Origin of the sequence: Dyella acidisoli, from assembly GCF_030160295.1 — a bacterium.
GTDB lineage: Bacteria > Pseudomonadota > Gammaproteobacteria > Xanthomonadales > Rhodanobacteraceae > Dyella_B > Dyella_B acidisoli.
In genome coordinates this window covers 18,934-41,347 of sequence record NZ_BSOB01000046.1, presented here as the reverse complement: position 1 = coordinate 41,347, position 22,414 = coordinate 18,934, and the positions used below count along the sequence as shown (strand labels likewise).

18 protein-coding genes are annotated in these 22,414 nt (G+C 56.0%); 11 read left to right on the top strand and 7 right to left on the bottom strand.

Translation table 11 applies throughout. The features are described from left to right. Nucleotides 1-12: 12 nt before the first annotated feature. Entirely contained in the window at nucleotides 13-1,125 is a 1,113-nt protein-coding gene (locus tag QQJ86_RS16430) for an ABC transporter substrate-binding protein (protein ID WP_284322049.1), read from the bottom strand. Between the two features lie 48 nt (nucleotides 1,126-1,173). Further along, nucleotides 1,174-2,538, bottom strand: a complete 1,365-nt coding sequence (locus QQJ86_RS16425) for a hypothetical protein (RefSeq protein WP_284322048.1) — start codon at nucleotides 2,536-2,538, stop codon at nucleotides 1,174-1,176. Nucleotides 2,539-4,018: 1,480 nt separating this feature from the next. On the opposite strand from QQJ86_RS16425, the gene QQJ86_RS16420 reads away from it, so the two are divergent. Together QQJ86_RS16420 and QQJ86_RS16415 are read left to right on the top strand one after the other, a co-directional pair. Next, a complete protein-coding gene (locus tag QQJ86_RS16420) occupies nucleotides 4,019-4,558 on the top strand; it encodes a 2'-5' RNA ligase family protein (protein ID WP_284322047.1) in 540 nt (179 codons plus the stop codon). A 243-nt stretch (nucleotides 4,559-4,801) separates the two neighbouring features. Continuing rightward, complete coding sequence (locus QQJ86_RS16415; RefSeq protein WP_284322046.1) at nucleotides 4,802-5,014, top strand: cold-shock protein; 213 nt, start codon at nucleotides 4,802-4,804, stop codon at nucleotides 5,012-5,014. Between the two features lie 1,715 nt (nucleotides 5,015-6,729). On the opposite strand, the gene QQJ86_RS16410 is transcribed toward QQJ86_RS16415, so the two are convergent. Then, the gene (locus QQJ86_RS16410) at nucleotides 6,730-7,227 is read right to left on the bottom strand and encodes a nuclear transport factor 2 family protein (RefSeq protein ID WP_284322045.1); all 498 of its coding nucleotides are present in this window, start codon (nucleotides 7,225-7,227) and stop codon (nucleotides 6,730-6,732) included. A gap of 535 nt (nucleotides 7,228-7,762) precedes the next feature. Between QQJ86_RS16410 and QQJ86_RS16405 the strand changes: the two genes are divergently transcribed. The 8 genes from QQJ86_RS16405 (at nucleotide 7,763) to QQJ86_RS16370 (ending at nucleotide 15,569) form a co-directional block, all read left to right on the top strand. Continuing rightward, a complete protein-coding gene (locus tag QQJ86_RS16405; protein WP_284322044.1) occupies nucleotides 7,763-8,344 on the top strand; it encodes a TetR/AcrR family transcriptional regulator in 582 nt (193 codons plus the stop codon). Then, a complete protein-coding gene (locus QQJ86_RS16400; RefSeq protein WP_284322043.1) occupies nucleotides 8,328-9,785 on the top strand; it encodes a nitrilase-related carbon-nitrogen hydrolase in 1,458 nt (485 codons plus the stop codon). The genes QQJ86_RS16405 and QQJ86_RS16400 overlap by 17 nt, the downstream gene beginning before the upstream one ends. Nucleotides 9,786-10,545: 760 nt before the next feature. Then, on the top strand, nucleotides 10,546-11,475 hold the full coding sequence (locus tag QQJ86_RS16395) for a hypothetical protein (protein ID WP_284322042.1): 930 nt from the start codon (nucleotides 10,546-10,548) through the stop codon (nucleotides 11,473-11,475). A gap of 112 nt (nucleotides 11,476-11,587) precedes the next feature. Continuing rightward, nucleotides 11,588-12,244 (top strand): hypothetical protein, encoded by a 657-nt coding sequence (locus QQJ86_RS16390; protein ID WP_284322041.1) that lies wholly within the window; start codon nucleotides 11,588-11,590, stop codon nucleotides 12,242-12,244. Nucleotides 12,245-12,268: 24 nt separating this feature from the next. Beyond that, nucleotides 12,269-13,501, top strand: coding sequence for an RES family NAD+ phosphorylase (locus tag QQJ86_RS16385; protein WP_284322040.1), 1,233 nt, complete (start codon nucleotides 12,269-12,271; stop codon nucleotides 13,499-13,501). A 299-nt stretch (nucleotides 13,502-13,800) separates the two neighbouring features. Continuing rightward, on the top strand, nucleotides 13,801-14,169 hold the full coding sequence (locus QQJ86_RS16380; RefSeq protein WP_284322039.1) for a PadR family transcriptional regulator: 369 nt from the start codon (nucleotides 13,801-13,803) through the stop codon (nucleotides 14,167-14,169). Further along, the gene (locus tag QQJ86_RS16375) at nucleotides 14,166-15,107 is read left to right on the top strand and encodes a sensor domain-containing protein (protein ID WP_284322038.1); all 942 of its coding nucleotides are present in this window, start codon (nucleotides 14,166-14,168) and stop codon (nucleotides 15,105-15,107) included. The genes QQJ86_RS16380 and QQJ86_RS16375 overlap by 4 nt, the downstream gene beginning before the upstream one ends. Before the next feature lie 6 nt (nucleotides 15,108-15,113). Beyond that, on the top strand, nucleotides 15,114-15,569 hold the full coding sequence (locus QQJ86_RS16370; RefSeq protein ID WP_284322037.1) for a DUF1579 family protein: 456 nt from the start codon (nucleotides 15,114-15,116) through the stop codon (nucleotides 15,567-15,569). 157 nt (nucleotides 15,570-15,726) lie between these two features. Here the strand turns inward: QQJ86_RS16370 and QQJ86_RS16365 are convergent, their stop codons facing one another. From QQJ86_RS16365 to QQJ86_RS16350, 4 genes are all read right to left on the bottom strand, one after another. Continuing rightward, nucleotides 15,727-16,836 (bottom strand): terpene synthase family protein, encoded by a 1,110-nt coding sequence (locus tag QQJ86_RS16365; protein WP_284322036.1) that lies wholly within the window; start codon nucleotides 16,834-16,836, stop codon nucleotides 15,727-15,729. Nucleotides 16,837-17,104: 268 nt separating this feature from the next. Further along, nucleotides 17,105-18,634 (bottom strand): DUF1800 domain-containing protein, encoded by a 1,530-nt coding sequence (locus tag QQJ86_RS16360; protein ID WP_284322035.1) that lies wholly within the window; start codon nucleotides 18,632-18,634, stop codon nucleotides 17,105-17,107. 182 nt (nucleotides 18,635-18,816) lie between these two features. After that, nucleotides 18,817-20,016 carry a DUF1501 domain-containing protein gene (locus QQJ86_RS16355; protein ID WP_284322034.1) on the bottom strand — a complete coding sequence of 400 codons (1,200 nt, stop codon included), beginning with the start codon at nucleotides 20,014-20,016 and terminating at the stop codon, nucleotides 18,817-18,819. 10 nt (nucleotides 20,017-20,026) lie between these two features. Beyond that, the gene (locus QQJ86_RS16350; RefSeq protein WP_284322033.1) at nucleotides 20,027-21,586 is read right to left on the bottom strand and encodes a DUF1800 domain-containing protein; all 1,560 of its coding nucleotides are present in this window, start codon (nucleotides 21,584-21,586) and stop codon (nucleotides 20,027-20,029) included. 157 nt (nucleotides 21,587-21,743) lie between these two features. Between QQJ86_RS16350 and QQJ86_RS16345 the strand changes: the two genes are divergently transcribed. Then, nucleotides 21,744-22,352, top strand: coding sequence for a class I SAM-dependent DNA methyltransferase (locus QQJ86_RS16345; RefSeq protein ID WP_284322032.1), 609 nt, complete (start codon nucleotides 21,744-21,746; stop codon nucleotides 22,350-22,352). Nucleotides 22,353-22,414: the final 62 nt, after the last annotated feature.

Here is a 22,414-nt window from a genome sequence, read left to right as displayed (position 1 = left end):
AACGGGGGCTTTTCAGCCGATGTGAAGAATCCGAAAGCGATCGGGTTCATTCGGATCGCGGTCAACGACTTGAACTGGCGGCCAAGCCCATTGCCACACGTTGATGCCTGGCGTGCGTGTGAACTGGATCTTCCCGCGAGTACCTTCGACGGCAACACGCGACCAGGACTCGGCACTGCGTGTCCGATCCACGCCGTTGGACCGCAGCACATCGGCGAGGACCGTGAGTGTGTCGTAGCCCTCGAAGGCGACGAAGGAGGGTGCTTCGGCCAGTCGCTCGCGAAGGCTCGCTTCGACTCGTACACCGAGTGAGTTGAGTTGCTCGGGCATGTAGCGCAAGAACGGGATTGAGATGCCGTCGTCCCCCAGCAACGTCGCCCACTCGGCAAACTCCGGTTGTCCCGCCGGAGCACCAATCAATATCTCGGCGAGACGCGGATCGCGGCGGACAGACTTGACGATCGACACCGCCGGCTCCGGGTGACCGACAAGAAGAAGGAGAGCTGTCGCGCGATGCTTGACCACTTCGTCGCACACGGCCGTGGGCGCAAGCGCGCGCATGTCGAGTTCGAGGATGGTGCCGCCGCGTGGAGTGAGGTAGTCCCGCAGAATGCGTGTGCCGGATGCCCAATAGACACTCGGCTGAGTTGCGACAGCGATTCGACGATGGCCCGCGCCGAGGAGGAAGTCTGCGTAGATCTGCCAACCGTGGGACTGTGCCGGCGCGAGGCGCGCGACCCAATCCGTGGGCTGTTCGGTGAGTGTGTCGAGAACCGCTGACGAACAAAGGAAGGGCAGGCCGAGCGCGTCAGCCCGGGCAGCTGCCGCGCGTGCGACGACGCTGTGATACTCCCCCACCAACGCGACCACACCCAGGCCAGCCAATTCATCCACGGCCGCTATGGCCTTCTGTGGATCAGCCGCGGTGTCTCGAACCATCAGTTCGAGTGGTCTTCCCAAGATTCCGCCGGTGTCGTTCACTTCGCGAACAGCTAGATCGAGGCCGGCAAGCAAGTGTTGGCCCGCCTCGACCCAGCCTGGACGACTAAGCGGAACGAGAGCTCCGATCCGGACGGATGGTCCGTCGATCCGTTTTGCTTCCGATGGCGACGGTGACGTAATCACCTGTTGCACAACGATGGTGGGAGAGCCCTCGCCAATACCGTCATCCGTTTAGTTTCCAAGTACGAAGGTGGTTATCGAATAAGGCGGCACGCTATACGTAAACGTCCCGTTCGTAATCGCAACGTTGGTTGCGATATGGGTAGGCAATGCATTTCCCGTGGTCTGCCACACGTTCATGGTGCCTGAATCATAGCCGGTCAGGCTAACGGTCCCCATCTGTGTAGTGTTCGGATCTTTGTTAATCACCACGATGTTTTTCGGGTTATTCGATGCGAATACTTCCAGGGTACTGTTCTTTACAACATTGGAGCCCTGTACGTTGCTGGTGGTATCTCCAGTCACGCTCGTCAGTACCATGTTCGTTCCAAAATGCTGGAAAAGGTCGCCCCCCGTAAACATGTAGTAGGCGTAATACAGCGGCATCGGCGTATCGTTCTGGCTGACAACGCCCATAAGGCTGCCAGAACTATCACCGTATTCCATGGAAATACCGCCAGCTTTGACGATATTGCCAATCACACTGGCGCCCCAGATCGCATTGAACGGCTGGCCCTGGGCTGGATCGGACCCCCAGCTGAGGTTCCATTCACCGACTTCTATGGGCAACCCGGTGTCTGCGTGCAGCTTGGCTACTTCTGCCTGATACGACACGGTGCCGTATTCCTGCACGTCACCACCCGTGCCTCCGCCATTCAGTTCTTGCTGCAACTGAGTCGGCGTCATATGGGTGTTTCCGCCGTTGCCGTATTGATGGTAGTCGAGGAAGTCGGGACCTCCGGCAGTCCCTTTTGTGTGGTTGTGGTATGTCGTCATGGTGCCTTCGTCATACCAACCCCATGCGGGGCCGCCTATATAAATGGTCTGGCCATTCGCCGCACTGCGCATTCCGGAAGCAAAGGCTATGAAATTGGAGCCGCTGGAATCGTTGGCGTTGGTCTCATTGCCGATAACGTAATACTGGACGGGTTTTGAAAGGCCGTACGACGCATAGTTCGCGGTATAGCGGCTTACCATAGCCTGTGCATCAGCTGCACTGCCTCCGCTATCAGCACCGTTATCGTTTTCACCCATGGTATGCAGCCTGATGATCGGCTTCGCGCCCATCTTGTCGATGGCTTGCACCCACGGATCGCCGAGGCCACTTGTATTCCCGGCGCCTAATTGGGGGGCGACGCCGTTGCCGTTCTGTAAATCAATGCGCATCGCATCTAAATGCAACGCAGCGATCAAGTTATATACCGTTTGATCATGCACGATGTCGTGCGGCGAACCATATTCGGTCGAGTCCATGCTAAACGCCCTGGAATTGACCGTCCCTGTGTTCTTAGTGAAATCTACATTTATGGTTCCCGCATAAGTGTTGCCTGCGAGTAATGAAATAAAAATGACGCACGATAAGAAAGGCGGCTTCATGCACGTCTCCAATTAAAGTGAATGTATGTGAGTCGGGGTGGCTGATTCATTTTCCATGACGCAAGCCGGCCTTTTGTGACATGGTCATTGCTTTCGAAATATTGTTATTACAGTCGATTGCTCTTAGAAAGTGCTGTCATACAACCGCATGTTCGCACTTGGACTGAAACCTCACGGTCATAGTGCTTTTCCAAAAAATTACTGCTACAACTCATTGCCTTCGCTTGCCACCGTTTGCAGCGTTCCTCGCTAGCGGGCTGTGCTGCTTTCCAGGTAGCCATCGGAGGCTCCAACCAGCGCGCGCGGAGGTATTGGCGGATCAGCGAGGGATTCCACAGCGAATTGCCATTTAACGGATATGGGCGCATGATCAACTGGTGCCGGGTGCGTATCGAACCCGCCATCTCACCTGCGAATAGTCTCTCGCCTCTGAGTCGTTGCCTTGCTCGCGCCCAGCAAGGATCCGCTCCATCACCATCGCGTAGCGTTTCTTTCGCTACCTAGAGGCCGATCAACTATGCCGCACCATGTTGAGCCGCTGTCGGTGGCACAGATCCATAGCGTTTACTCCTCCAGCGTGGAGCCCCGGAATAAGGCGAGTGAAATCGAGGTGATTCGCTATTCGAAAACCTCTTTCTCGGGACGCGATCCGGATCATCCAGGGCATCCACCGCCGATTCCACCATCGACAAGTAAGAAAAAGAGAAGCTGATCTATTTAGCCTAAAGACGGTGCGCCTCTCCTTCATGCGCATGCACCGTGCACAGGCGGTTGCGATGTTGGATGCACCTCGAAGCATCGCATTTTGCTCACGCGATCGTATGCGTATGCAAACTCACAAAGCTCAGCCGATTCTTTGTCTGTGAAGCTGACATCTCGTCAACTCGTTCCTGGATACAGTCATGAAAACCAAAGACTCCAATGATGGGCGCACGCGCGGCGGCTCTGCGGAAATCGTTCGGCTTGTCCCGAGATTGCACCTTGTGCCTCCCTTGCGTAGTGAAGCGGTCCTTGTTGAACCGTCTCGGGCGCCCGGCGACGTGCCACCCATCCTGACGATTGTTAAGACTCCCGAACAAGGTGCGTAGGGCAAGAGCAGGACATGGCTATAGATGGCTCAGATCTAACGTCTATGGAGCGTCGCGTTGTGCGTTCGCTCATGAGACACGCACTCACCAGTTGGGATCGCGAAAACATGACGGTAGCCCGAATGTTCGGGTTACAACAGAAAGGCATTGTTGTGCGCGAGAGCGGGCGATGGAAACTCACGACGTTGGGTGTCAAGTTTGCGTCGGCGACGCTTTAGCGCATTTCTTCGAAGTCTGCTGCGATGGCTTGGATCCTCGGGCATCGGTGAATTGAAGCTGCGGGATGATGATTCATCCATCGCGACTTCATTGACTCAAGCCATACTCACATGCCCACGGCACGGAATACGTGGAGCAGACACCTGCCAGTCGGATCTCCACCGGAAGCCATCATGCATAGTCTTCCTGCCGCTCGTAATTTACTGGCGCTTCGTCTTCCAGAAGTCGACTTGCTGTTCGGTGACTTAAGCAATCGCTACAAGGCGTCGTCAGGGCACTCGTTCGGAGCGCATATTGCTATTGGCTCCAACTGGCCTCCACCTGGCGCAGGGGCTGAAGAAAATCTGCAATTTCTCGCCTCGGTCTGCACGTTCACGGCACCTTTTGAAATCGCACTGGCGCGTGTTGGCTATTTTCACAGCATGGTCTATTTGGCGCCGGAGCCGACGGGCCCCATCTCCAGGTTGGAAACACGGGTATCGAAACTCTTTCCACCTGATCGTTCAGAGGCGCGGCCATTCGCGCCTCAGGTGTCCATAGCGAAAGGGTTGCTACCCCATCAAGCAGCAGCGCTAGGCGCGACTTTAGAACAACGGATTAAGCAGCGCGGTGTATTAACTACCGTGTGTAGTGAGTTGTCACTCATGGCATTCGAAGATGGTCAGTGGATGACAGCTGAAAGATTTGTGTTGGGTTATGTATCTCGCCACTGATCGGTCCGCGGGGCTTTTTTTCGATAAAAGTAGTCGGCGCCGTGTGCCAATCTGAACAGAAAGCAGATTTCATTTGCTTTTTTGAACAATGACCTTTACTGTGGGCGAGCTGAGTTCCAAGGGTCACCGTGAATTGTGGCCCGATGCTGTAGATAGAAGTTTCACTACACCGTTGCACCCGCTTCCTCCTTGTAACCAGCTTTTTGCCGCGACGCGGCTTCATCTGCTCCAAGGAGAAATACAATGTCCCAAGCTGAAACCGGTACTGTGAAGTGGTTCAACGATGCCAAAGGCTTTGGCTTCATCAGTCGTGATAAGGGTGGCGACGACGTGTTCGTTCACTTCCGCGCGATTCAATCCTCAGGCTTCAAGAGCCTCCAGGAAGGTCAAAAGGTGTCCTTCACCGTGACTCAAGGTCAAAAAGGCCTGCAGGCCGACCAAGTGCAAATAATCTGAGTTCATTCGGTGTATGGAAAAAGCCCGGCCTTGAGCCGGGCTTTTTCATTTCTGCTCGAAACGTTCTGACAGCCAGTCAGCCAGTCATCAAACTCATTGGCGAACGACTGGCGATCGAGCCCAGGGGGAGGGCATGGCGCGATCAGGCGATCTTTGACCGTCTTGTCGCGATACGTAACTACGCATTCGGCGAAGTCGGAACATCGCTGCAGCAAGAGATCAAGCAACGAGACCCGCTATGACTGCTGGATTAGTGGAGGTGGTGATACCAAAGAGCCTCTATGCCAGAGCGTGTTGCAAATACCCTGGTGCGCTTCACCGTGACGAAGTCATTTTCGACGAGGTGGCGGAGGTCGACAAAGCAGCTTATGGTGCTTAGTGACAACGGGCAGTTTCGTGCAATTTCTCTCAGCAGTGTCCACTGCCCACACGTCAAACCGCCGAGTTGATGAGTATGCATGACACTGATGCACCACGTGCATCCGTGCACGCTACTAGGGTGGGCAATGACTAAATACCACTGTCACCGTACTCCTTTGCTCGATATCAAATGTTATTTTTATGGTGTTACGCCAGAGATTTGCTTGCTATCTCAATTTGATAAAGCTGTACCTGCAACTTTCGCTGGATCGCCGGAAGACTAACGCTGAAATGGGGCTGTTTTTCGACGAACAGCTAGAGCCGTCATTCAGATCTAAGTGGGCTGTGTCCAGGTCGATTCGATGTCATCCTTAACGGCATCGTCAACCTCTGCTACAGACGCGCCCGTAAGCTCGTTGATTCGGCCATGCCGCATCCCATAGAAATGACCGCTGAGCCTATAGGTGGCTGTCCATGTGACGCGATCGGAGCTTGCGTGTCGGTAGTCGCCTTCATACGTAAATCCATTCTTTGTCTTGCCAGAGACGATTGCCATGGCTGTTGCCCTTGGGTAGTTGACCGCTCTGCATAGTCCTTTATTGAAACTAAAACGGTGCTACTCCGCCAGAAAGTATGTGGAAAGATCGATGCTTACCGTGACCAACATACTTAGGTCACCCATCTTGCATTGGTCCATAAAGCTTTGAACATCTACAGGGAATGAAAGTCCCATTGAACGGCCAGCCTTCAATACCTTTTCTTTTTGTTCAACAGATCAGGGCGTAGCGGCGAACGTCCTGAAGGCGCCGGTTCGCGCATATAGGCAGAAGTCTTCGAATATCGAACTGCTTCTGTATCAGCCACCCCATTCTTGGGTTTCACGTCGGATGCATAGACACTATGAATCTGCGCCGCTGAGAGCGGCTTAATATTACGGGGCATGATCGACCTATCTAAAAAAGACAGTCGCGAAAGTGCGCGACGGCACTGGAGAGGATCCCCGCATAGTAAGGAGCAGGGTAAGACTCATAGGCGATAGCGCGCGATCGCAGATGAGAGGTCGGGCTCGATATGCCCTAACTTCGATTCATCATGCGCCGCTCTAGCTTAAATAGCAATTTTTGAAAATTTCCACGGTTTCAACATCCTGGTATTTGCTGCTACGAAATGGGTGCGGCAGACGATCGCATTTCCAATGCAGCTTGTTCCCGTGCGCGATCGAAGCTCAAATGCCAAAAGGTGCTCCAAGCGGGACTTACGCGAGGCATTGGGGTCACGCGTTTCGATGAAACGCGATCGTAGCCTCGACCAGCATTGATGCGCCGCCTCCCCGCTGCCGGGGAGGGGCAAGCTCATCAGCCATGCAGACCCGTGTGCTGCGAGTACAGGGCGTGCCAATGTCCATCTTCGTAAACGAACACGTCCGCCGATGACATGCCTTTTTGTGGACCTAGCGTCGTGTCGTAGAAGGACACGACGGCGGTGTCGCCATGGATCGTCACGTTGCTGCCGGTGTGGTGTTCCTTTAGATAGTCGGCGATCTTGAGCTGGGCTTCGCTGACCGTGATGCTCTTGCGCTTGGCCATGCTGGTAAGCAGCGCCTGTTTGTCATGCGCGATGCCATCGTTGCTCACCGTGCGATAGTCGGGCATGAGCATGTTTGCCAGCCACGCGCTATCACCGGTCATTTCGGCGATGCTCCAGTGCTGGTCGACCGCCATGACAGCGGCTTCGGTGTGCTGGGTCTCGTCCACATCGGCGGCCCCGGCTTGCTGAGCATGAACAAGCATGCCCGAACAAGCTAGCAGAGCGGCGACGAAGGTGCTGAGCAGGGTGTATCGATTGGCGGTCATGGCGGAACTCGGTGGTGGAAAGCACAGAGCTTGTGTGATCGCCCTTGCTCGCGCGTACGTTTTGTGACCGGTGTCAGCTGGATGGGGTGAGCGGTCGAAAAACGGGGGCGAGCGGTATTGGAGGGGCGCTTTCTAAGCGGCGATACAGCTCGCACACTCCCGCTGACACCAATGTTTGTACAACTGTGGAAACCAAAGTGTGTGCAGGTACAACTCAAACAATGACTTAGGCGTACTCGATTTATGCACATACGAATCTTTTGGCAACCAAAGTATGTGCTGGAAGCCTTAAGAACCGTCCATCTTCGACCCAAAGCGCATCTTGGATGATGCTCAAAACATACCTTCACGCATCTACCGATTCGGTGCGCACCTGGCCTGGAGCGCCCGAGCGAACAAAAAACCACCTCTAGCGGCCAACAAGCTGCCTCCAAAGTCGCGGCCCGTTTTTCCTCGGCGGTCGCTTTGTGACACGACCCGACTAGCCCATTAGTAAGCATTGCCGCGTCGCGGTCATCATGTATACAGTGTATACATGACCCGCCTGACGACCCCCGAAAAGATTCTCAAGGCCGCGCGCGCGCTGTTTGAACGCGAAGGCGCCGAAGCGGTGACCATGCGCCGGGTCGCCGATGCGGTGGGCATTACGCCCATGGCGATCTATCGCCATTTTCCAAATCGGGACGCACTGCTGAAAAAGCTCTCCGACGACAGCTTCCAAAGCGTCGCGCACGAATGGAAATCACGCGCGCGAAGCCGGGACGTGCTAAAGCGGCTGACCGCGTTAATGGAACCCTATTTGGATTATGCGCTGACGCATCCGCATTTATTCGATCACGCCTTTTCGGTGCGTCGCGACGATGCGCGGCGTTATCCGGAAGATTTTCATGCGCGCCTTTCGCCCACCTTCAATGTCGCACTTGATGCCGTGATCGAAGGCATGGCCCAAGGCTTGTTGAAGCAAGACGATCCGCACGACGTCACGATGACGATCTGGGCGCATCAGCACGGCTTGATCGCGCTCTATCGCGCCGGACGCTTCAGCTATGACGAGGCGCAGTTTCGCGCCTTCTACTTGCAATCCTTGAGGAGGTTGCTCGATGGCATCAAAGCATGATTATTCCGCGCTGCAGACTTGGTTTGCAGCGACCGCTCTCTCCGCGCTGTGCTGGTGGTTCGGTAGCGGTATACATCCGCGGTGGTGGCTGACATGGCTCGCACCGTTGCCCGTGCTATGGCTCGCGCCACGGGTTCAAGCGCGCTCGGCCGCTTTGTCGGCTTTTGTCGCGTATACCGCAGGCTCGTTTAGTGTCTGGACTTATCTCCACACGTATATCGGCCTGCCTTGGCTTTTCGATATGTATGCGATTAGCGCATCGGGCGTCATGTTGATGCTGTGCGTGCCGCTGTATCGGCGATTGCTGCTGCGCGGTCATACGCTGGCCGCCGCACTGTCGGTGCCGACGATGTGGGTCGCCATCGAATACGTCACTAATCTGCTTTCGCCGCACGCCACGTTTTCCAATATCAGCTACACACAAATGGATGCGCTGGCCGTCATTCAAATTGCGGCGATAACTGGCATTTGGGGCATTGGTTTTCTGTTGCTGCTAGTGCCCACGGCCATCGCGTTGCAGGCGACGCCGCGCGCTTCCAAACGTAGTCGTGTTACGGTGGCCGTGCTTACAGCTATGTTGGTGACCGGCACTGTGGCGTATGGCGGCTGGCGACTTCAGGCTCCGGCGACAGGAACGATGCGCATTGGCCTGGTATCGCTGCAAAAGCCGACCGACGCTGCATTGAGCGAGCCGAAGGGGCAAGCGCTCGAAGCACGTTACATGGAAGCATTCGGTCGTCTCGCCAACGACGGCGCACATATCGTGCTGGCTCCAGAGGGGACATTCGCCACCGCAGATACGAGCATTCCCGCATTTTCTCGACTGGCGAAACAGCGCGATCTGATCGTAGGTTCCGGCGTTGACTTCCACGGCGATCCGCACGGACATCGCAACATACTGATGGTGTTTCAACCCGGCGCCACGTCGCCGGCCACCTACATCAAACACCATTTGCTCCCCGGCATGGATCCCTTTATACCGGGCGACAACTACACCATGCTTCAAGGCGACCCGCGCATCGGATTGGCGATCTGCAAGGACATGGATTTCCATGACATGGGCGACGCTTATGCCACGCGCCGCGCGCAACTGTTGCTGGTGCCTGCTTCGGATTTTACCGTGGACGGCTGGCTACACAGTCGCATTGCGATCATGCGCGGCGTGGAAAGCGGCTTCGCCGTCGCGCGCGCCGCGCATGCCGGCCGGCTCACGCTCAGCGACGACCGCGGTCGTGTCGTGGCGGAGGCTTCCAGCGAAGGCGCCGATGCCGAATTGGTGGGCGATCTTCCGCTGCACGAAACGCACACGCTCTACGCGCAATGGGGAGATTGGTTGGCATGGTTGGACTTGATCGCGCTGATGGCATGGCTGGTATTGGCTTTCGTTCCGCACAAAACACCGGTTGAAAGCCCCGGTCAAACGCATCCGGCTCGCGCTTGAACGAGTCAGAGTCGGCACTGACTCGGGATTCAAACGTTCAAGCAATTTTTGTGGAAGCGTTGCTCATAAGAAAGATCAGGATGCGCACAACGCGCATCCTGACCAGCCGTTCACTTCTTCTAGCCGGTATGGGGCCGCTTCCACACTGCAGATAAGCACGTCATGGCGTGCGCACCAGGTCATGGAACGCAAGGCGATGCTGCGGCGGCGTTAGAAGCTGTCGAGCCATCTCTTAAAGATGGTGTATCTCTAGAATGGCTACTTCGCCATGTGAGAGCCCTTTCGCTACATGCCTTGGGTGATCGGGAAAAAGCACTATATGAAGCTGACTTGACAATAAGATGTGCGCCTTCCGAAGCGAAGCGGCAAGACCTTTCAAAGTTATTCAATGAAAAGATGGGCTTTAAGATGGAGCATGGTTAGGGTGAGATGGTGCTTTGCACAGTTGTTGCCCTGCAAACACCATTGTTTGTACAGCCACTCTGACACCAATGTTTGTACAACCGGTACATACATTGGTGTTGTGCCCAAATGGGCATGACAGCAAAGTCTGTGCACTTTTGGAAACCAAAGTATGTGCCATAGGGCGGCCTAACGTACGTACTTTGCTCGTCGCTGGATGGCAAAGTATGTACACGTCTATATAAAACAGCCAGTTACGACGCGCTACTTTTCGCCTAAGTACACCCTTTGACAACCAAAGTGTGTACGTGAAAGATCATGTCAGCACAGCCGTCGTCACGGTCGCGAAGGAACAGTCATGATCAATATTTCAGCAGGCGACCAACAACGCATCGATGACTATGTTGCCCGTTTCGAACAAATGAACGACGCTGAAGCGCGGGCACGGCACGAGGAAATCATCGCAAAGACAGAGGCGGAATATGCTGAGTTTGTCCGCGCGTTTAACGAAGGTGACTGCTATTTGTGCCATCACCCTATCGCTTCATTCAGCACGCAACGACCGTGCTTGCACTGGCTGCTGAAGCCCAAGGGCTTCAAGAAAAAGCACATTGTCGAAGTCGCCAACCACTATGACTTTTTTCAGCTTCAAAGCTACTTGCGTTGGGTGGCGAATCAACAAGCGTTTGCTACCAACATCAATGACCTATCTGAAGAAGGAACAGGCGGTAAGCTCGTTGAGCTGACGATCCGATATAAGAACCTCGAATGGTCCTTGTCCTGCGGGGAGACGGACTTTCGTGGGCACGAGCACTCTCAAAACGCGAATTTTCCCCACTATCACTTACAGATGCGTCTGGATGGTAGGCCCTTCATCGACTTCAACGATTATCACTTGCGCTTCTCCATCCAGGACATTGCTCGCTTCGAGGCAAAACGCCGCTTGCCGGACAAGATTCGTCATCAGTTTCCCTTTGGGTGGGGAATGAGTGACGTGATCAACGAGTCTACGCTGGAGGCGTTGATCAACGCCAAGAAGGAAAACGACGACGGCGGTGAAGCCATAAGTTTCGATACCCTGATCGTTGCGGATGAAGGGACGACCATCAGCGGAGAGCAGCTCTACGAACTTTTCGAAAAAGCAAAGCGAGAAAAGGTGACCATCGCCAGCCTTGCGAGTGAGATCCCGAACGCCTCCGTCCAAGTCGCCGTCGGAGCGGGGCCGGATGTGGTCGAGCAGGCGCCACGGACTGCCCAAAATCGGGGCAAAAAGAGCACTGATTCATAGACGGAACGATGTGCTTCGCTCAGGTCTGCTTTCGACTGCAGATTCAACCGTTCAATGCAACATCTCTAGATCGTGGTGCCACTCAAAACCGTAGGGACGTCGGAGGACATCAATGGCACAGGACGACAGCGTAAAGATGAGCTTTGACAAGGATGGTCTCATCGCCATCAAGAAAGCAGTCACGCGCGGAAAGCCTTATCACGAACGTATAAGTATCGCTTTAGCGATTCGCTTAGCAAATGCGTTTTCCGCAAATGTTGATGCCTTCTCAGTCTTGGATGAAATTGACTACCTGGAAGGCATCAAGCCGACGTCCAGAACAAAGGAAGAGGCCCAATTTAAAAGACCCCCTTTGCAGGGACTCTGGCATAAGCATTTTTTCTCGCCCAAGCACCTCGTAAAAAACATAGGTGTTCGCTGGAATCTTGATAATGGAGGCAACAAGGGCCTGTCAACGATGATTTCAGAGATCCAGAAAAAGCACGGCCAAGATCCAGACGTATGGCCAAGCGTGCTAGCGCATCGTCTCGTCATGGGAGGGTTTGAGGAGCGCGCGGCTCGTGGCCTAACTGGTGATTGGATAATCTATGCAAAGCACGAAAATAATAACTTCTATCTTGACCTTGCTACTCACGAAGAGGGGCTCGAGCCTGAGCAACTACTACAAAAACTACGAAATGGCTGCAATGCCGAATTTCCCTTCATATTTGACGACCTTCTCGTTATGCCTCATGCCTTTCCTGCAAGTCCTACGATAGGATGCGCGTAAGAAGCGATCAACCAAGGGGGCTTCGTGAATAAGCTAGTAAAGGATCTGGTCCGTAGCGTGCAACCCGACACTAAGCGGGTCTGCCTTAAATGTGTCCAAGATGCTGTCATCAGCGCGATATTCGCCAACGGGCCTGTCGAGGTTTGCTTCGCTTGCACAAAGGCTGAAAATCCAACAGTCGATGTGCAACAGCTAGCCAGTCTGGTACAAAAAGATGCGCCATTGCGCTATGAGGTCGATCCCGAACTTTACTCAGGCTACAGAGGAATGACACTGGAGCAAGTCATTAGCCAGATGCTGCTTAGCGATAATCCTGTCCTTATCGAAGAGATAGCGTCTTTACTTGTTATCGACGAAGAAGGCGATGATCCAGACAATCCGACTTTCTTCTGGAAGGGCAATACGTATCAACAGACCGGTCTGCCATTTGATTCCGAAAAGGATGAGAAAGACTATGTTCTGAGGCAATGGGAAAAACTGACATTGACCTTGATGCATAAGCACCGGTTCTTCAACAAAGAAGCTGAAAAGTTCTTCGGGCAGATCTTTCGAGAAGCGCTTCAGATCACCACGAATACGCTGATGGGTGAGCGTATCGCAGTGCTGAAAGAGATTCCGGTCGGTTTCCAAGTGTATCGCGCTAGGGTCGCTAGTGAGCAAAAGATCCAGGGGGACATACTCGAAAACCCTACGAAGCAAATGGGCGCTCCACCGAGCGCGACCGCCACAAACAATCGAATGAATCCAGCGGGAATTTCGCTCTTCTACGGAGCAACAAAACTGGATACGTGCATTGCGGAAGTGCGGCCATCGATCGGGGACAAAGTAGCAGTAGCAAGGTTTGTGACCATCAAGCCTCTAAAGCTCTTTGATTTTCATGGGCTTGACCACTACCTGCGATTCCCCCGTATCAGCCCCTTTGAGGACGATCCAGTAGAGCGTCGAATGCGTCAGCTTTTTCTCAAGTATCTGCATCAGGAAATAGCCAAGCCTACCCGCAACGAAGGTATGTCCTACATCGTAACTCAGGCCATGGCCGAGTTCTTTGCTAAGGAGCATGGGGACGAGTTCGATGGCTTCTTCTTCCAGTCGGTTCAAGAGCAAGGAGGGAGGAACATCGTTCTGTTTGGGAAATCAGACGCTGACCTTGAACCTCAACAGGAGCCGACTTTCCCTATGGCTCTCGACGGCGAGGTGACGTACTTCGACGTCACCTCGGTCAAATATCAGCACAAACCATCCAAGATCGCCGACTAAGCAACTCAGCGGTGCGTCACTTCGCTGTGAGCGCTACCGAGAGTCAGTCACCCCAGAAGGTATTCGCGCACTCCGCCGAAAGAGCCATGCTCTTGAATTCTGATTGGGGTCGATGCCGGTATCACTGCCAGCTCCAGTTCCTCAGGGTTTAGGCCGGGAAGGAATGGCGCAAAGAACACTACTCTGTTGAGCAGTAAATCCAAAAGGCCTATTCGGTGGCCCCATGACTTCATACCCATGTACTAGTGCGAACTTCGTACTACTGTTCCCTCCAACATAAGCGGCAGTGCGGGGCAGCGGTGGACGATAGTGCAGCCCATATCAAGAAGTTTCAGAAGGAACTGTCCACGGGCACGGTTTCGCTGGTGTTGCTGGCGGTTCTTGGGCAGTCGCGGCAGCCGTTGTATGGCTATCAGATTGCCAAGCGGTTGGAGGAGTTGGGGGACGAAGGGGCGCTGGCGGGCAAGCAGAGTGCGCTTTACCCGGTGCTGCGCAATCTGGAGGCAAGCGGTTTGTTGGCCAGCGAGGTGGAGCCCTCGGTAAGCGGGCCGCCGCGGCGTTATTACCGCATCACCAAATTCGGGCGTGAAGTGCTGCGTGAGTGGATTGCGGCGTGGGAGGCTACGCGCGAATCCGTCGATAAAGTTTTGCAAGGAGATTGGCGATGAATGCAGATGCACCAAAGATGCCAAGGACGATTGCTGAATATCTGGAGCAATTGCGGGCGGCGCTGCGCGGCGCAGATCCAGCGTTGATCCAGGATGCGTTGTACGACGCGGAAGAACATCTGCGTGCCGAACTGGCTGAGCAGCCTGGGCGTAGCGAAACCGAGATGCTGGCGAAAGTGGTCGGTACTTATGGCGCGCCGGAGGAAGTGGCGGATATCTATCGTGATCAGGAAATAAAGATTCAGCGTGCGCTGCGCCCACCAAAGCCACCGAAGCAGGCTTCATGGTTGGGTCGGTTTTTCGGCGTAGCGGCGGACCCGCATACTTACGGCGCGCTGTTCTACATGGTGTTGTCGTTGGCCACGGGCATCTTTTATTTCACGTGGGCGGTGACGGGTATCTCCATGTCATTCGGCCTGCTAGTGCTGATCATCGGCATTCCTTTTGCGTTGTTGTTCCTCGGTTCCGTTCGCATGTTGTCGCTGGTGGAAGGGCGCATTGTCGAAACCATGCTCGGTGTGCGCATGCCACGGCGGCCAGCGTTTTCCACGCGCGGGATGTCTTTCTGGCAGCGCATCGGTGCAGTGCTCAGTGATCCGCGTACCTGGGGTACGTTGGCCTACATGATCCTGATGCTGCCGCTGGGCATTGCATACTTCACGATTGCGGTAACCATGCTCGCTACCTCGCTGGCGTTGAGTTTGGCGCCTATCGCGAAAGTAGTGTTGGAGTCGCTAGGTATTCCTTACTCCAATTGCAATGGTCCATCGCAGTTGTGCGAATTCGTGTCCTGGTGGGGCGGCTGGCCGGGCACGATCTGTGCGTCTCTGATCGGTATCGCCATGTTGTTCGCCACACTGCATCTAGTGCGTGCGCTGGGTTATCTGCATGGACAGATTGCCAAGCATCTGCTGGTGGCAGGCACAACCAAGGAGTAAGTAGGCATGAACCTATTGGAAGGGAATGTGCTGGCGGCTTTGGCGGGTGAATGGTCGGGTGACGAGACGATTGCGACCACTCGCTGGGGGCAGGGCGGTTCGGCGATCGGGCGTGTGAATGCGCGCTTCGATCTCGGCGGCAAGGTTTTGCTGATGGATTATCGCGAGGAGCGCGACGGCAAGCTTGCGTTGCAAGCGCATGCGGTATTCGTCGCAGGGCAGGAGCCTGGGGAATACGCGCTGTACTGGTTCGACAGTTACGGCTTTACGCCATCGCAGCCGGCAACCGGTCATTGGGATGGTAAGCGACTGGTGTTTCTGCGTACGTCGCAGCGAGGGCAGACGCGGCATATCTATGAATGGGTGGCGGACGGTCTTTATCAGCTGGTGTTGGAAAGCTCCTTTGATGGTGGAGTGAATTGGGAGCGGGTGATGGAAGGGGAATATCGGCGTGTTGAGTGATGCGTAGATGGTTCCGTACGTGTCGCCACGCCGGAGCGTGAAGTTACCCGCACCGCTTACGAATGCGTTGAAGTTGAATAGTGTCAATGACTGGATCATGCGCGGCAGCGTCATCCATGATGCTGCCGCGATCAGTTTGTAGTTCAGCCGTATTGGTTCAGGTGTGTGGATTGCGGCTGAGGATGTTGGTAGTGCTCTTGGAGGCAGGCAGCATATCCCAGTAGTCGAGGCGGTCTGCCTCGACGGGTGCTTTGCTCATTGTTTCGGGTGAGTAACGGGGGTGGTAGAGATGGAAGTCGTGCACACCTAACCACAGGCTGTCCATCTCCGCGGACCAGCGCAGGCAGCCTTCCCGATCGGTGTTGGAGAGTGCCAAGGAGTCGAACAGACGAGGCAGTTCGGCCTGGGCGGCCAAGTAGCGGGCCAGGGATTGGTCGAGCAGGTGGCGGAGCTTGGCCATGGCTTGCTCACGAGGAATGTTGTGCAGCCGAGCTAGAACTAGGATCGCATTGTGTGGATCGTTGCGGATGATGTCCTTGGGCAGGGAGTAGACGTCGTTGTAGCCGGCGATGCAGAACGACAGTTCCCTGCGCATGGTGGCGCATTCCCACGAGTCGCTGACTACCTCAGACATTTCGTAGCCGATGGCCATCTCAACTAGGTCGATCAATGGGAGCACCCAAATGGTGAAGTTGCGGTGCGCCATGTATTCGTCCAGGCTCCACACGCGAGCGGCTATGCGCTGTGTCATCTCGGTAGAAACCGACGACATGAAACGGGCTTGATGTTCGAAGTAACGTTCGCACCAAGTCGGTGACATCCTGGCGTGGGTACGGGCCATAAGATCGCCGAGAGCCTTTTCGGCGGGGTGGTAGGTGTGTGGTGGAGATCCGGGTTCACCACGAAGGATGTCGATCATGTTTTCCATGACCTGGGCGATCAAATGCGGTTTGCCGCTAATAGGCCCGTCGAACTGGTCGTCGAAGGCAACGATCCAACTGGTCCAGTCGGCAGCCAGGTTCAAGTCTTCGCCCCGCAGTCCAGGCAAGCAAGATGCGAGGATCAGCCCGTAGGCCATCCATTCCAAGCCAGCGATCCCATGAGGAGTGGTGACCAAGCCAAAACGCTGACCCCATTCCAGGTTATGTCGGTCTGCAGCGTCGGCGTCCGGGCTTGTTCGCCGGGCGAAGGGTAGATCAAACAGGGATGGTCGGATGGGAGCGGCGCGCTCGAACGGTGTTGGACGAACAACGGAATGCGTAGCCATAGCAGGTACCTCCGTGTTGGGTGCGTGAATTTTGCAACCGCACCTTGTCAACAGAGTGTTGATATGGGGTTTTCCGGACAGCTCGATAGGGGCAGCGTCGTAGGTTGGGGTGAGACGCAGTCGAACCTCATCATTGTCTTCCATACGTGCGTGAAGATGTTGAGGTTCGCATGCGCTCACTTCAGCCTACAGCGCGCAGGCAGTCTTCACGCGAGGTTGGCACCTCACCCCAGCCCTCTCCCCCAGCGAGGAGAGGGGGAAAGAGCTGCTAGCGATAGTTGAGATCAGGCGATGACAGCAGGAACGTATTCCACTCCTGCTGCGATGTCGCCTTGGTCAGCGCATCGTGTGTTGCCTTCGACAGGTAAGGATCAATCGCGTCGTAATACAAGCGCGTGGTCAACATGGGAAAGCCCGCTGCGCGTGCGGTGCTGCCTGCAGGCGTGAAAAGCTGATTGTTGCCGGTGCCGATGGCATGGGCGATGTCGAAGCGTTTGGCCATCTGTCCGGAACTGGACCAGGCGTCGCCATCGAGCGGCCAGCCGTCTGGAGTGATGCGGCCGAACAAGGGCTGATCCAATTGATTGACCCAGCTCACGAGCGGTTGTGCGTTGACGATGGGGGCGTCCTCATAGGCGAGGCGCACGGATGAAACGATGAACTGGCTGGGATCTTTGAATTTCTTGCCGGTGCCGGTGATCAGTTCGCGCGATTCGAACATCACGCGCATCACTTGAGCGATGTCGCCATCGGTGCGTTGGAAGGTGTGCGCCATTTTGCTTACCAGCGCGGGTGGTGGATTGTCGGCCACGAAATATTCCGCCAGCTTGCGCGAGATGAATTGCGCACAGGCCGGCTGGCGCACAATCAGGTCGACGGCCTGTTTTACCTCATCGTAGCCACTGCCCTTGATGGTTTTGCCGAGCAGCACTTTGTCGCTGAAATCGTGCCGTTGCGGATTGAATTGAAACATGCCGTCCTGCACGACCAGCGGCGCCATCTTGGGATTGAAGTTCTGCGGCTTGCCATCCACCGGTGCAATGCCGACGCCAGTAAGAATCAGGGCAAGCTGTTGTACGTCTTGCTGGGTGTAGCCGGAGTTGACGCCCAGCGTATGCAACTCCATCAGCTCACGTGCGTAGTTCTCGTTGACATGGCCTTTGGCGTTCTGCGCATTGTCGAGAAATTCCAGCATGGCCGGGCTTTGCAGCGTGGCCATCACCAAGTCACGGAACTTGCCGAGCGCATGGGCGCGGATGACGTTTTGCTCGTAATCGGCCAGTTCCCAACGCACGCGCCCCTTGGGGGCGTAGACGCTGAAGTGATTGAGCCAGAACCACACCAACTGTTCTTTGAGTTGATTCGGGCCATAGATGGCGTGCAGCAGTGCTGCTTGCTGTGCTTCCAGCCCTACTTCATTGCCATGCGCCTGGATGGCTTTGTTGGCAGCCTGTTTTTCCGGGCCATCCGGCATGGCTCCGAGTTGTCGCTGTTCTTGCTGCAGCGAAATAAGCAGCTGATCGAGCGGGGTGTGGAAGGCTTCGTAACTATTGATTTGTGCGGCGATGGGCGCGGGTAGTGTGTCGCCGAGTTGATCGCTGAGTTGCTTGGTCAGCAGTTGCTTGCGGCCGAGTGAGCGGTATTGGGTGACGGTTGCGGTGTTGAGGCCAAAGCTATCGCGGCGGAGCCAGGCGATGTCGTCGGGGGTGAAGGGGGTGTTGGTGGCTGCTTGAGCGAATGTGGGAGCAATCAGCAGGCTTAGTGATAGCGAAAGGGTGGCTGTGGCGATGGGGCGCATGCGGAAGCTCTCGCGAAGGATGAATCAGCGTAAAGGGACAGTCTTGCGTGGACGTTGCAAATTGCGTTGCCCTTCATGGCCGTCATTCCCGCGAAAGCGGGAATCCATTTTCGAGCCACGCATCGGAGCAGGATGGATTCCCGCTTTCGCGGGAATGACGGCCGTGAGGTTATGACTACCTACTACACCAACTGCAAATCCCGTGGCTTTGCCTGCGGGAAAATCGCCTGCACCTGATTGCCCCGCAAGCCCCACACACGCGCCAACAAGCCGCTATACACATCGCGATAATTGTTGAGCACTTGGTAATCGCGATTCTGCAACAGATTCTGCTGTGTCACGGCCACTTGTTCACCAGCCATGCGCCCGCCATTGACCTTGCCGCCCAACACCCAGTGCACCGTGCCGTGACCATGATCGGTGCCGCGGTCGCCGTTTTCGCGGAAGGTGCGGCCGAATTCGGAGACGACCACCACGACGGTGTTATCCCATTCCTTGCCGAGCGCCGCGGCATAAGCGGCCAAGCCATCGCATAGGTTGCGCAAATTGTTCGCAAGGCCGCCGGTGACGTTGCCTTGGTTCACATGCGTATCCCAGCCACCGACGTCGACGAAGCCCAGGCGATATTGATCGCGCATCAACGCGGCAATGCGCTGCGTTTCTTGCGCGAAGCCGGTGGCGTTCGGTGCGCCGCGGCTGGCGGCAATCATTTCGTTCTGCAGATCCATCGACACGGTTGTGCGTAGGCTAAGCCCATCCGCAGCAGCGGAAGCGAGTGACGTGTTCTTGTACATGCCTGCCAGAATGGCCGACTGGCGCTCGTCAAAGTTGGCCTTGGTATTACCCTTGAGCGAGATATTGGGAATGTCCTTGCTCGCGCCCTGGAAGCTGAGCGGAAGGCTGTTGGTGAAAGCAATGGCAGGTATGCCGGTAAGCTGGCTGGAAAGCCGCGCGAGAAAACCCGAGCGGAAATTGCCGCCGGCGTTCAGCGGTTCGCCGCGCTCGATACTGTCCTGCGTTTCGAAATGGCTGCGCGAAAGATCGTCCGTGCCGGCAAACGGAATGAAGGCAATCTGCTTCTTCTGCCACAGCGGATAGATCGAATCGCGTACGACCGGATTCAAACCCCAGTTCGCATCGAGCGGAATCGTTGCATTGGGATTGTTGGCGCTGGGCTTCGCGATGGCGATGGTGGGGCGGGATTCGTAATAGAAGTCGCTGCTATACGGCACCAGGAAGTTGTTGCAGTCGTAGCCGCCGCGCAGGAATACGAACAGAAAACGCGGCGAGTTGGTGGGGGCAGCGAAGAGGCGGCCGGAGAAAGACAGCGCAGGAAGCGCAGCGGCGCTGGCGGCGGCAAGCAGGAATTCGCGACGGTTCATAGGAATTGCCTCAGCGATAGTTGAAGTCAGGCGAGGACAGCAGGAAGGTGTTCCATTCCACTTGCGAGGTGGACTTGGCCAGTGCATCGCGCGTGGCGTCGGAAAGTGTGGGTTCCAGCGTTTGCTGAAACAACGCGGAATTCAGCGTCGGTGGATCAACGTGTGTCACTTCGCCATCGGCATTCGCAAACAGCCGGTTGCGGCCGCTGCCGATAGCGCGCGCCACGTCAAAGCGTTTGGCCATCTGCCCTGAACTGGACCAGCTCGCGTTGTCGCTGGCGAAACCATCCGGTGTGATGTGGCCGTAGACCGGCTCAGCCATCTGGTTGAGCCAGTTCACCAGCGGGTCGGCGTTGGTGATCGGCTTGCCGTCATAACTCAGGCGCATTGCGGAGACCAGGAACTGCGTGGGGTCCTTGAATTTTTTGCCGTAGCCAGTGGTGATGGACTTGGACAGGAACATGGTGCGCAGCACGGCAGCGATATCGCCATCGGTGCGCTGGAAGGTTTCTGCCATGGCGTCCACCAGCGCCGGCGGCGGATCGTCGGATACGAAGTAAGCCGCGAGTTTGCGCGAGACGAATTGCGCGCACGCCGGTTGATGCACGATCAGGTCCACGGCTTGTTCGATTTCGCCAAAGCCGTTGCCTTTGATGGTATGTCCAAGGAATTGCTTTGTGGAGAAATCGTGCCTGCCAGGCAGAAATACGAACAGACCGTTGTGTACGACTCCTGGGCGCTGATTGAGAAAACTGCCGTCGATCCCATCGACGACATTGGGGCCGCGTTGGGGAATGATCCCGGCACCCGTCAAGATCAGTGAGAGCTGTTGGACATCCTGCTGGGTGTAACCGGAGTTCACACCCAACGTGTGCAGTTCCATCAATTCGCGCGCGTAATTCTCATTGGTCTTGCCGCGCACGTTGTGCGCGTTGTCCAGATACAGCTGCATGGCCGGGCTTTCCAGCGTGGCCATCACCAGATCCTTGAACTTGCCCAAGGCGTGCGGGCGGATGGTGTTTTCTTCGTAGTCGGTGGCGAACAGTCCCACACCGCCCTTGGCCGCATAAACATTGAAGTGGTTGAGCCAGAACCACACCATCTGTTCCTTGAGCTGGTTGTGGCCATAGATGGCGCGCAGCAGCTCCACTTCCGCACTTTGCTTGTAGAGATCGCGGCGATACATCTGGAAGTCTTTCTTCGCCATCTCCTTGGCGTTGGTGTCGGCGGCATCGACATCTTTTACTTTTTTCTGTTCGTCGCGGTATTCGGCGATCAGTTTTGCGGGCGAGGTGGTGTAGACCTCGTAGCTATTGATCAAGGGCGCAACGGCCGGAGGCAGGGGATCGTCACCGCCGGCCAGTTGTTCGTCGAGGAAGCGGGTGCGCCCCAGTTCGCGATAGCGCTCCACGGTCGCGCTATCCAGGCCGAAGCTGGCGCGGCGCAGCCACGCGATGTCGTCGGTGCTGAGCGCGTTGTTGTCGGAGGCCTGGGCAAGTGGTGCTATGGCAAGCAACAGCAGGCCCAGGTACTTCAGGCTTGTTCGAAGCGGAACGGTAGCGGTTGGCATGGTTGGTGTCCCCTGTGGCACTTAAGCCCTCAACGCCTGGCCGGCTACTGCGCTGACCGGGCCAAGGCGAAGCGTAAGGAATATTCGGCTTCGATTCACAAATTTGCGCTCCGTCCGTTAAAGCCCGGTTACCATGCCTGCTCCCAGGAGCTGAAGCATGCAAAAAGTCTACGACCAGGCTTATTTCGATAAGTGGTACCGCCATCCGAAGCACGCCGTGAAATCCGCCGCAGAGCTGAAGCGCAAGGTGGCGATGGTGGTGGCGGTGGCGGAACACTACCTGGGTCGGCCCATTCGAAATGTGCTGGATGTCGGCTGTGGCGAGGGTGTGTGGCGAGCGCCGCTGCGTGCCTTGCGTCCTGCCATTGAGTATCGCGGCCTGGATGCGAGCGAATACGCCGTGCAGCGCTATGGGCGCAGCCGAAACATTGGCCTGGCCCGTTTCGGACAGCTGGCGGAACTGCGTTTCGATACGCGTTTCGACGTGATCGTGTGCACGGACGTGCTGCATTACTTGAAACCTGCAGAGATACGCGCGGGCTTGATCGGCATCGGCGAGATGCTGGAAGGGGTTGCGTTTCTGGAAGTATTTACCAACCGCGATGATCTGGAAGGCGATCGCCATGATCTGCGCTTGAGGTCACCAGCGTGGTATTTGCGCGAGTTTCGCGAGGTGGGGTTGTTGCCGTGCGGGTCGCAGTGTTATGTGGGGCCGCGTTTGGAGCGGCCGGTAGCGGCGTTGGAGCGGGCGTGGTTGATGGATTAGGCGTAAGTCTTCATAGCCGTCATTCCCGCGAAAGCGGGAATCTATCTTCGCTTTTGCATCAG

Excerpts from the sequence above, each read along its gene's own strand:
- QQJ86_RS16425 (WP_284322048.1), bottom strand. The coding sequence starts at position 2,538 with ATGAAGCCGCCTTTCTTATCGTGCGTCATTTTTATTTCATTACTCGCA.
- QQJ86_RS16420 (WP_284322047.1), top strand. The coding sequence starts at position 4,019 with ATGCATAGTCTTCCTGCCGCTCGTAATTTACTGGCGCTTCGTCTTCCA.
- QQJ86_RS16415 (WP_284322046.1), top strand. The coding sequence starts at position 4,802 with ATGTCCCAAGCTGAAACCGGTACTGTGAAGTGGTTCAACGATGCCAAA.
- QQJ86_RS16410 (WP_284322045.1), bottom strand. The coding sequence starts at position 7,227 with ATGACCGCCAATCGATACACCCTGCTCAGCACCTTCGTCGCCGCTCTG.
- QQJ86_RS16405 (WP_284322044.1), top strand. The coding sequence starts at position 7,763 with ATGACCCGCCTGACGACCCCCGAAAAGATTCTCAAGGCCGCGCGCGCG.
- QQJ86_RS16400 (WP_284322043.1), top strand. The coding sequence starts at position 8,328 with ATGGCATCAAAGCATGATTATTCCGCGCTGCAGACTTGGTTTGCAGCG.
- QQJ86_RS16395 (WP_284322042.1), top strand. The coding sequence starts at position 10,546 with ATGATCAATATTTCAGCAGGCGACCAACAACGCATCGATGACTATGTT.
- QQJ86_RS16390 (WP_284322041.1), top strand. The coding sequence starts at position 11,588 with ATGGCACAGGACGACAGCGTAAAGATGAGCTTTGACAAGGATGGTCTC.
- QQJ86_RS16375 (WP_284322038.1), top strand. The coding sequence starts at position 14,166 with ATGAATGCAGATGCACCAAAGATGCCAAGGACGATTGCTGAATATCTG.
- QQJ86_RS16370 (WP_284322037.1), top strand. The coding sequence starts at position 15,114 with ATGAACCTATTGGAAGGGAATGTGCTGGCGGCTTTGGCGGGTGAATGG.
- QQJ86_RS16365 (WP_284322036.1), bottom strand. The coding sequence starts at position 16,836 with ATGGCTACGCATTCCGTTGTTCGTCCAACACCGTTCGAGCGCGCCGCT.
- QQJ86_RS16360 (WP_284322035.1), bottom strand. The coding sequence starts at position 18,634 with ATGCGCCCCATCGCCACAGCCACCCTTTCGCTATCACTAAGCCTGCTG.
- QQJ86_RS16355 (WP_284322034.1), bottom strand. The coding sequence starts at position 20,016 with ATGAACCGTCGCGAATTCCTGCTTGCCGCCGCCAGCGCCGCTGCGCTT.
- QQJ86_RS16350 (WP_284322033.1), bottom strand. The coding sequence starts at position 21,586 with ATGCCAACCGCTACCGTTCCGCTTCGAACAAGCCTGAAGTACCTGGGC.
- QQJ86_RS16345 (WP_284322032.1), top strand. The coding sequence starts at position 21,744 with ATGCAAAAAGTCTACGACCAGGCTTATTTCGATAAGTGGTACCGCCAT.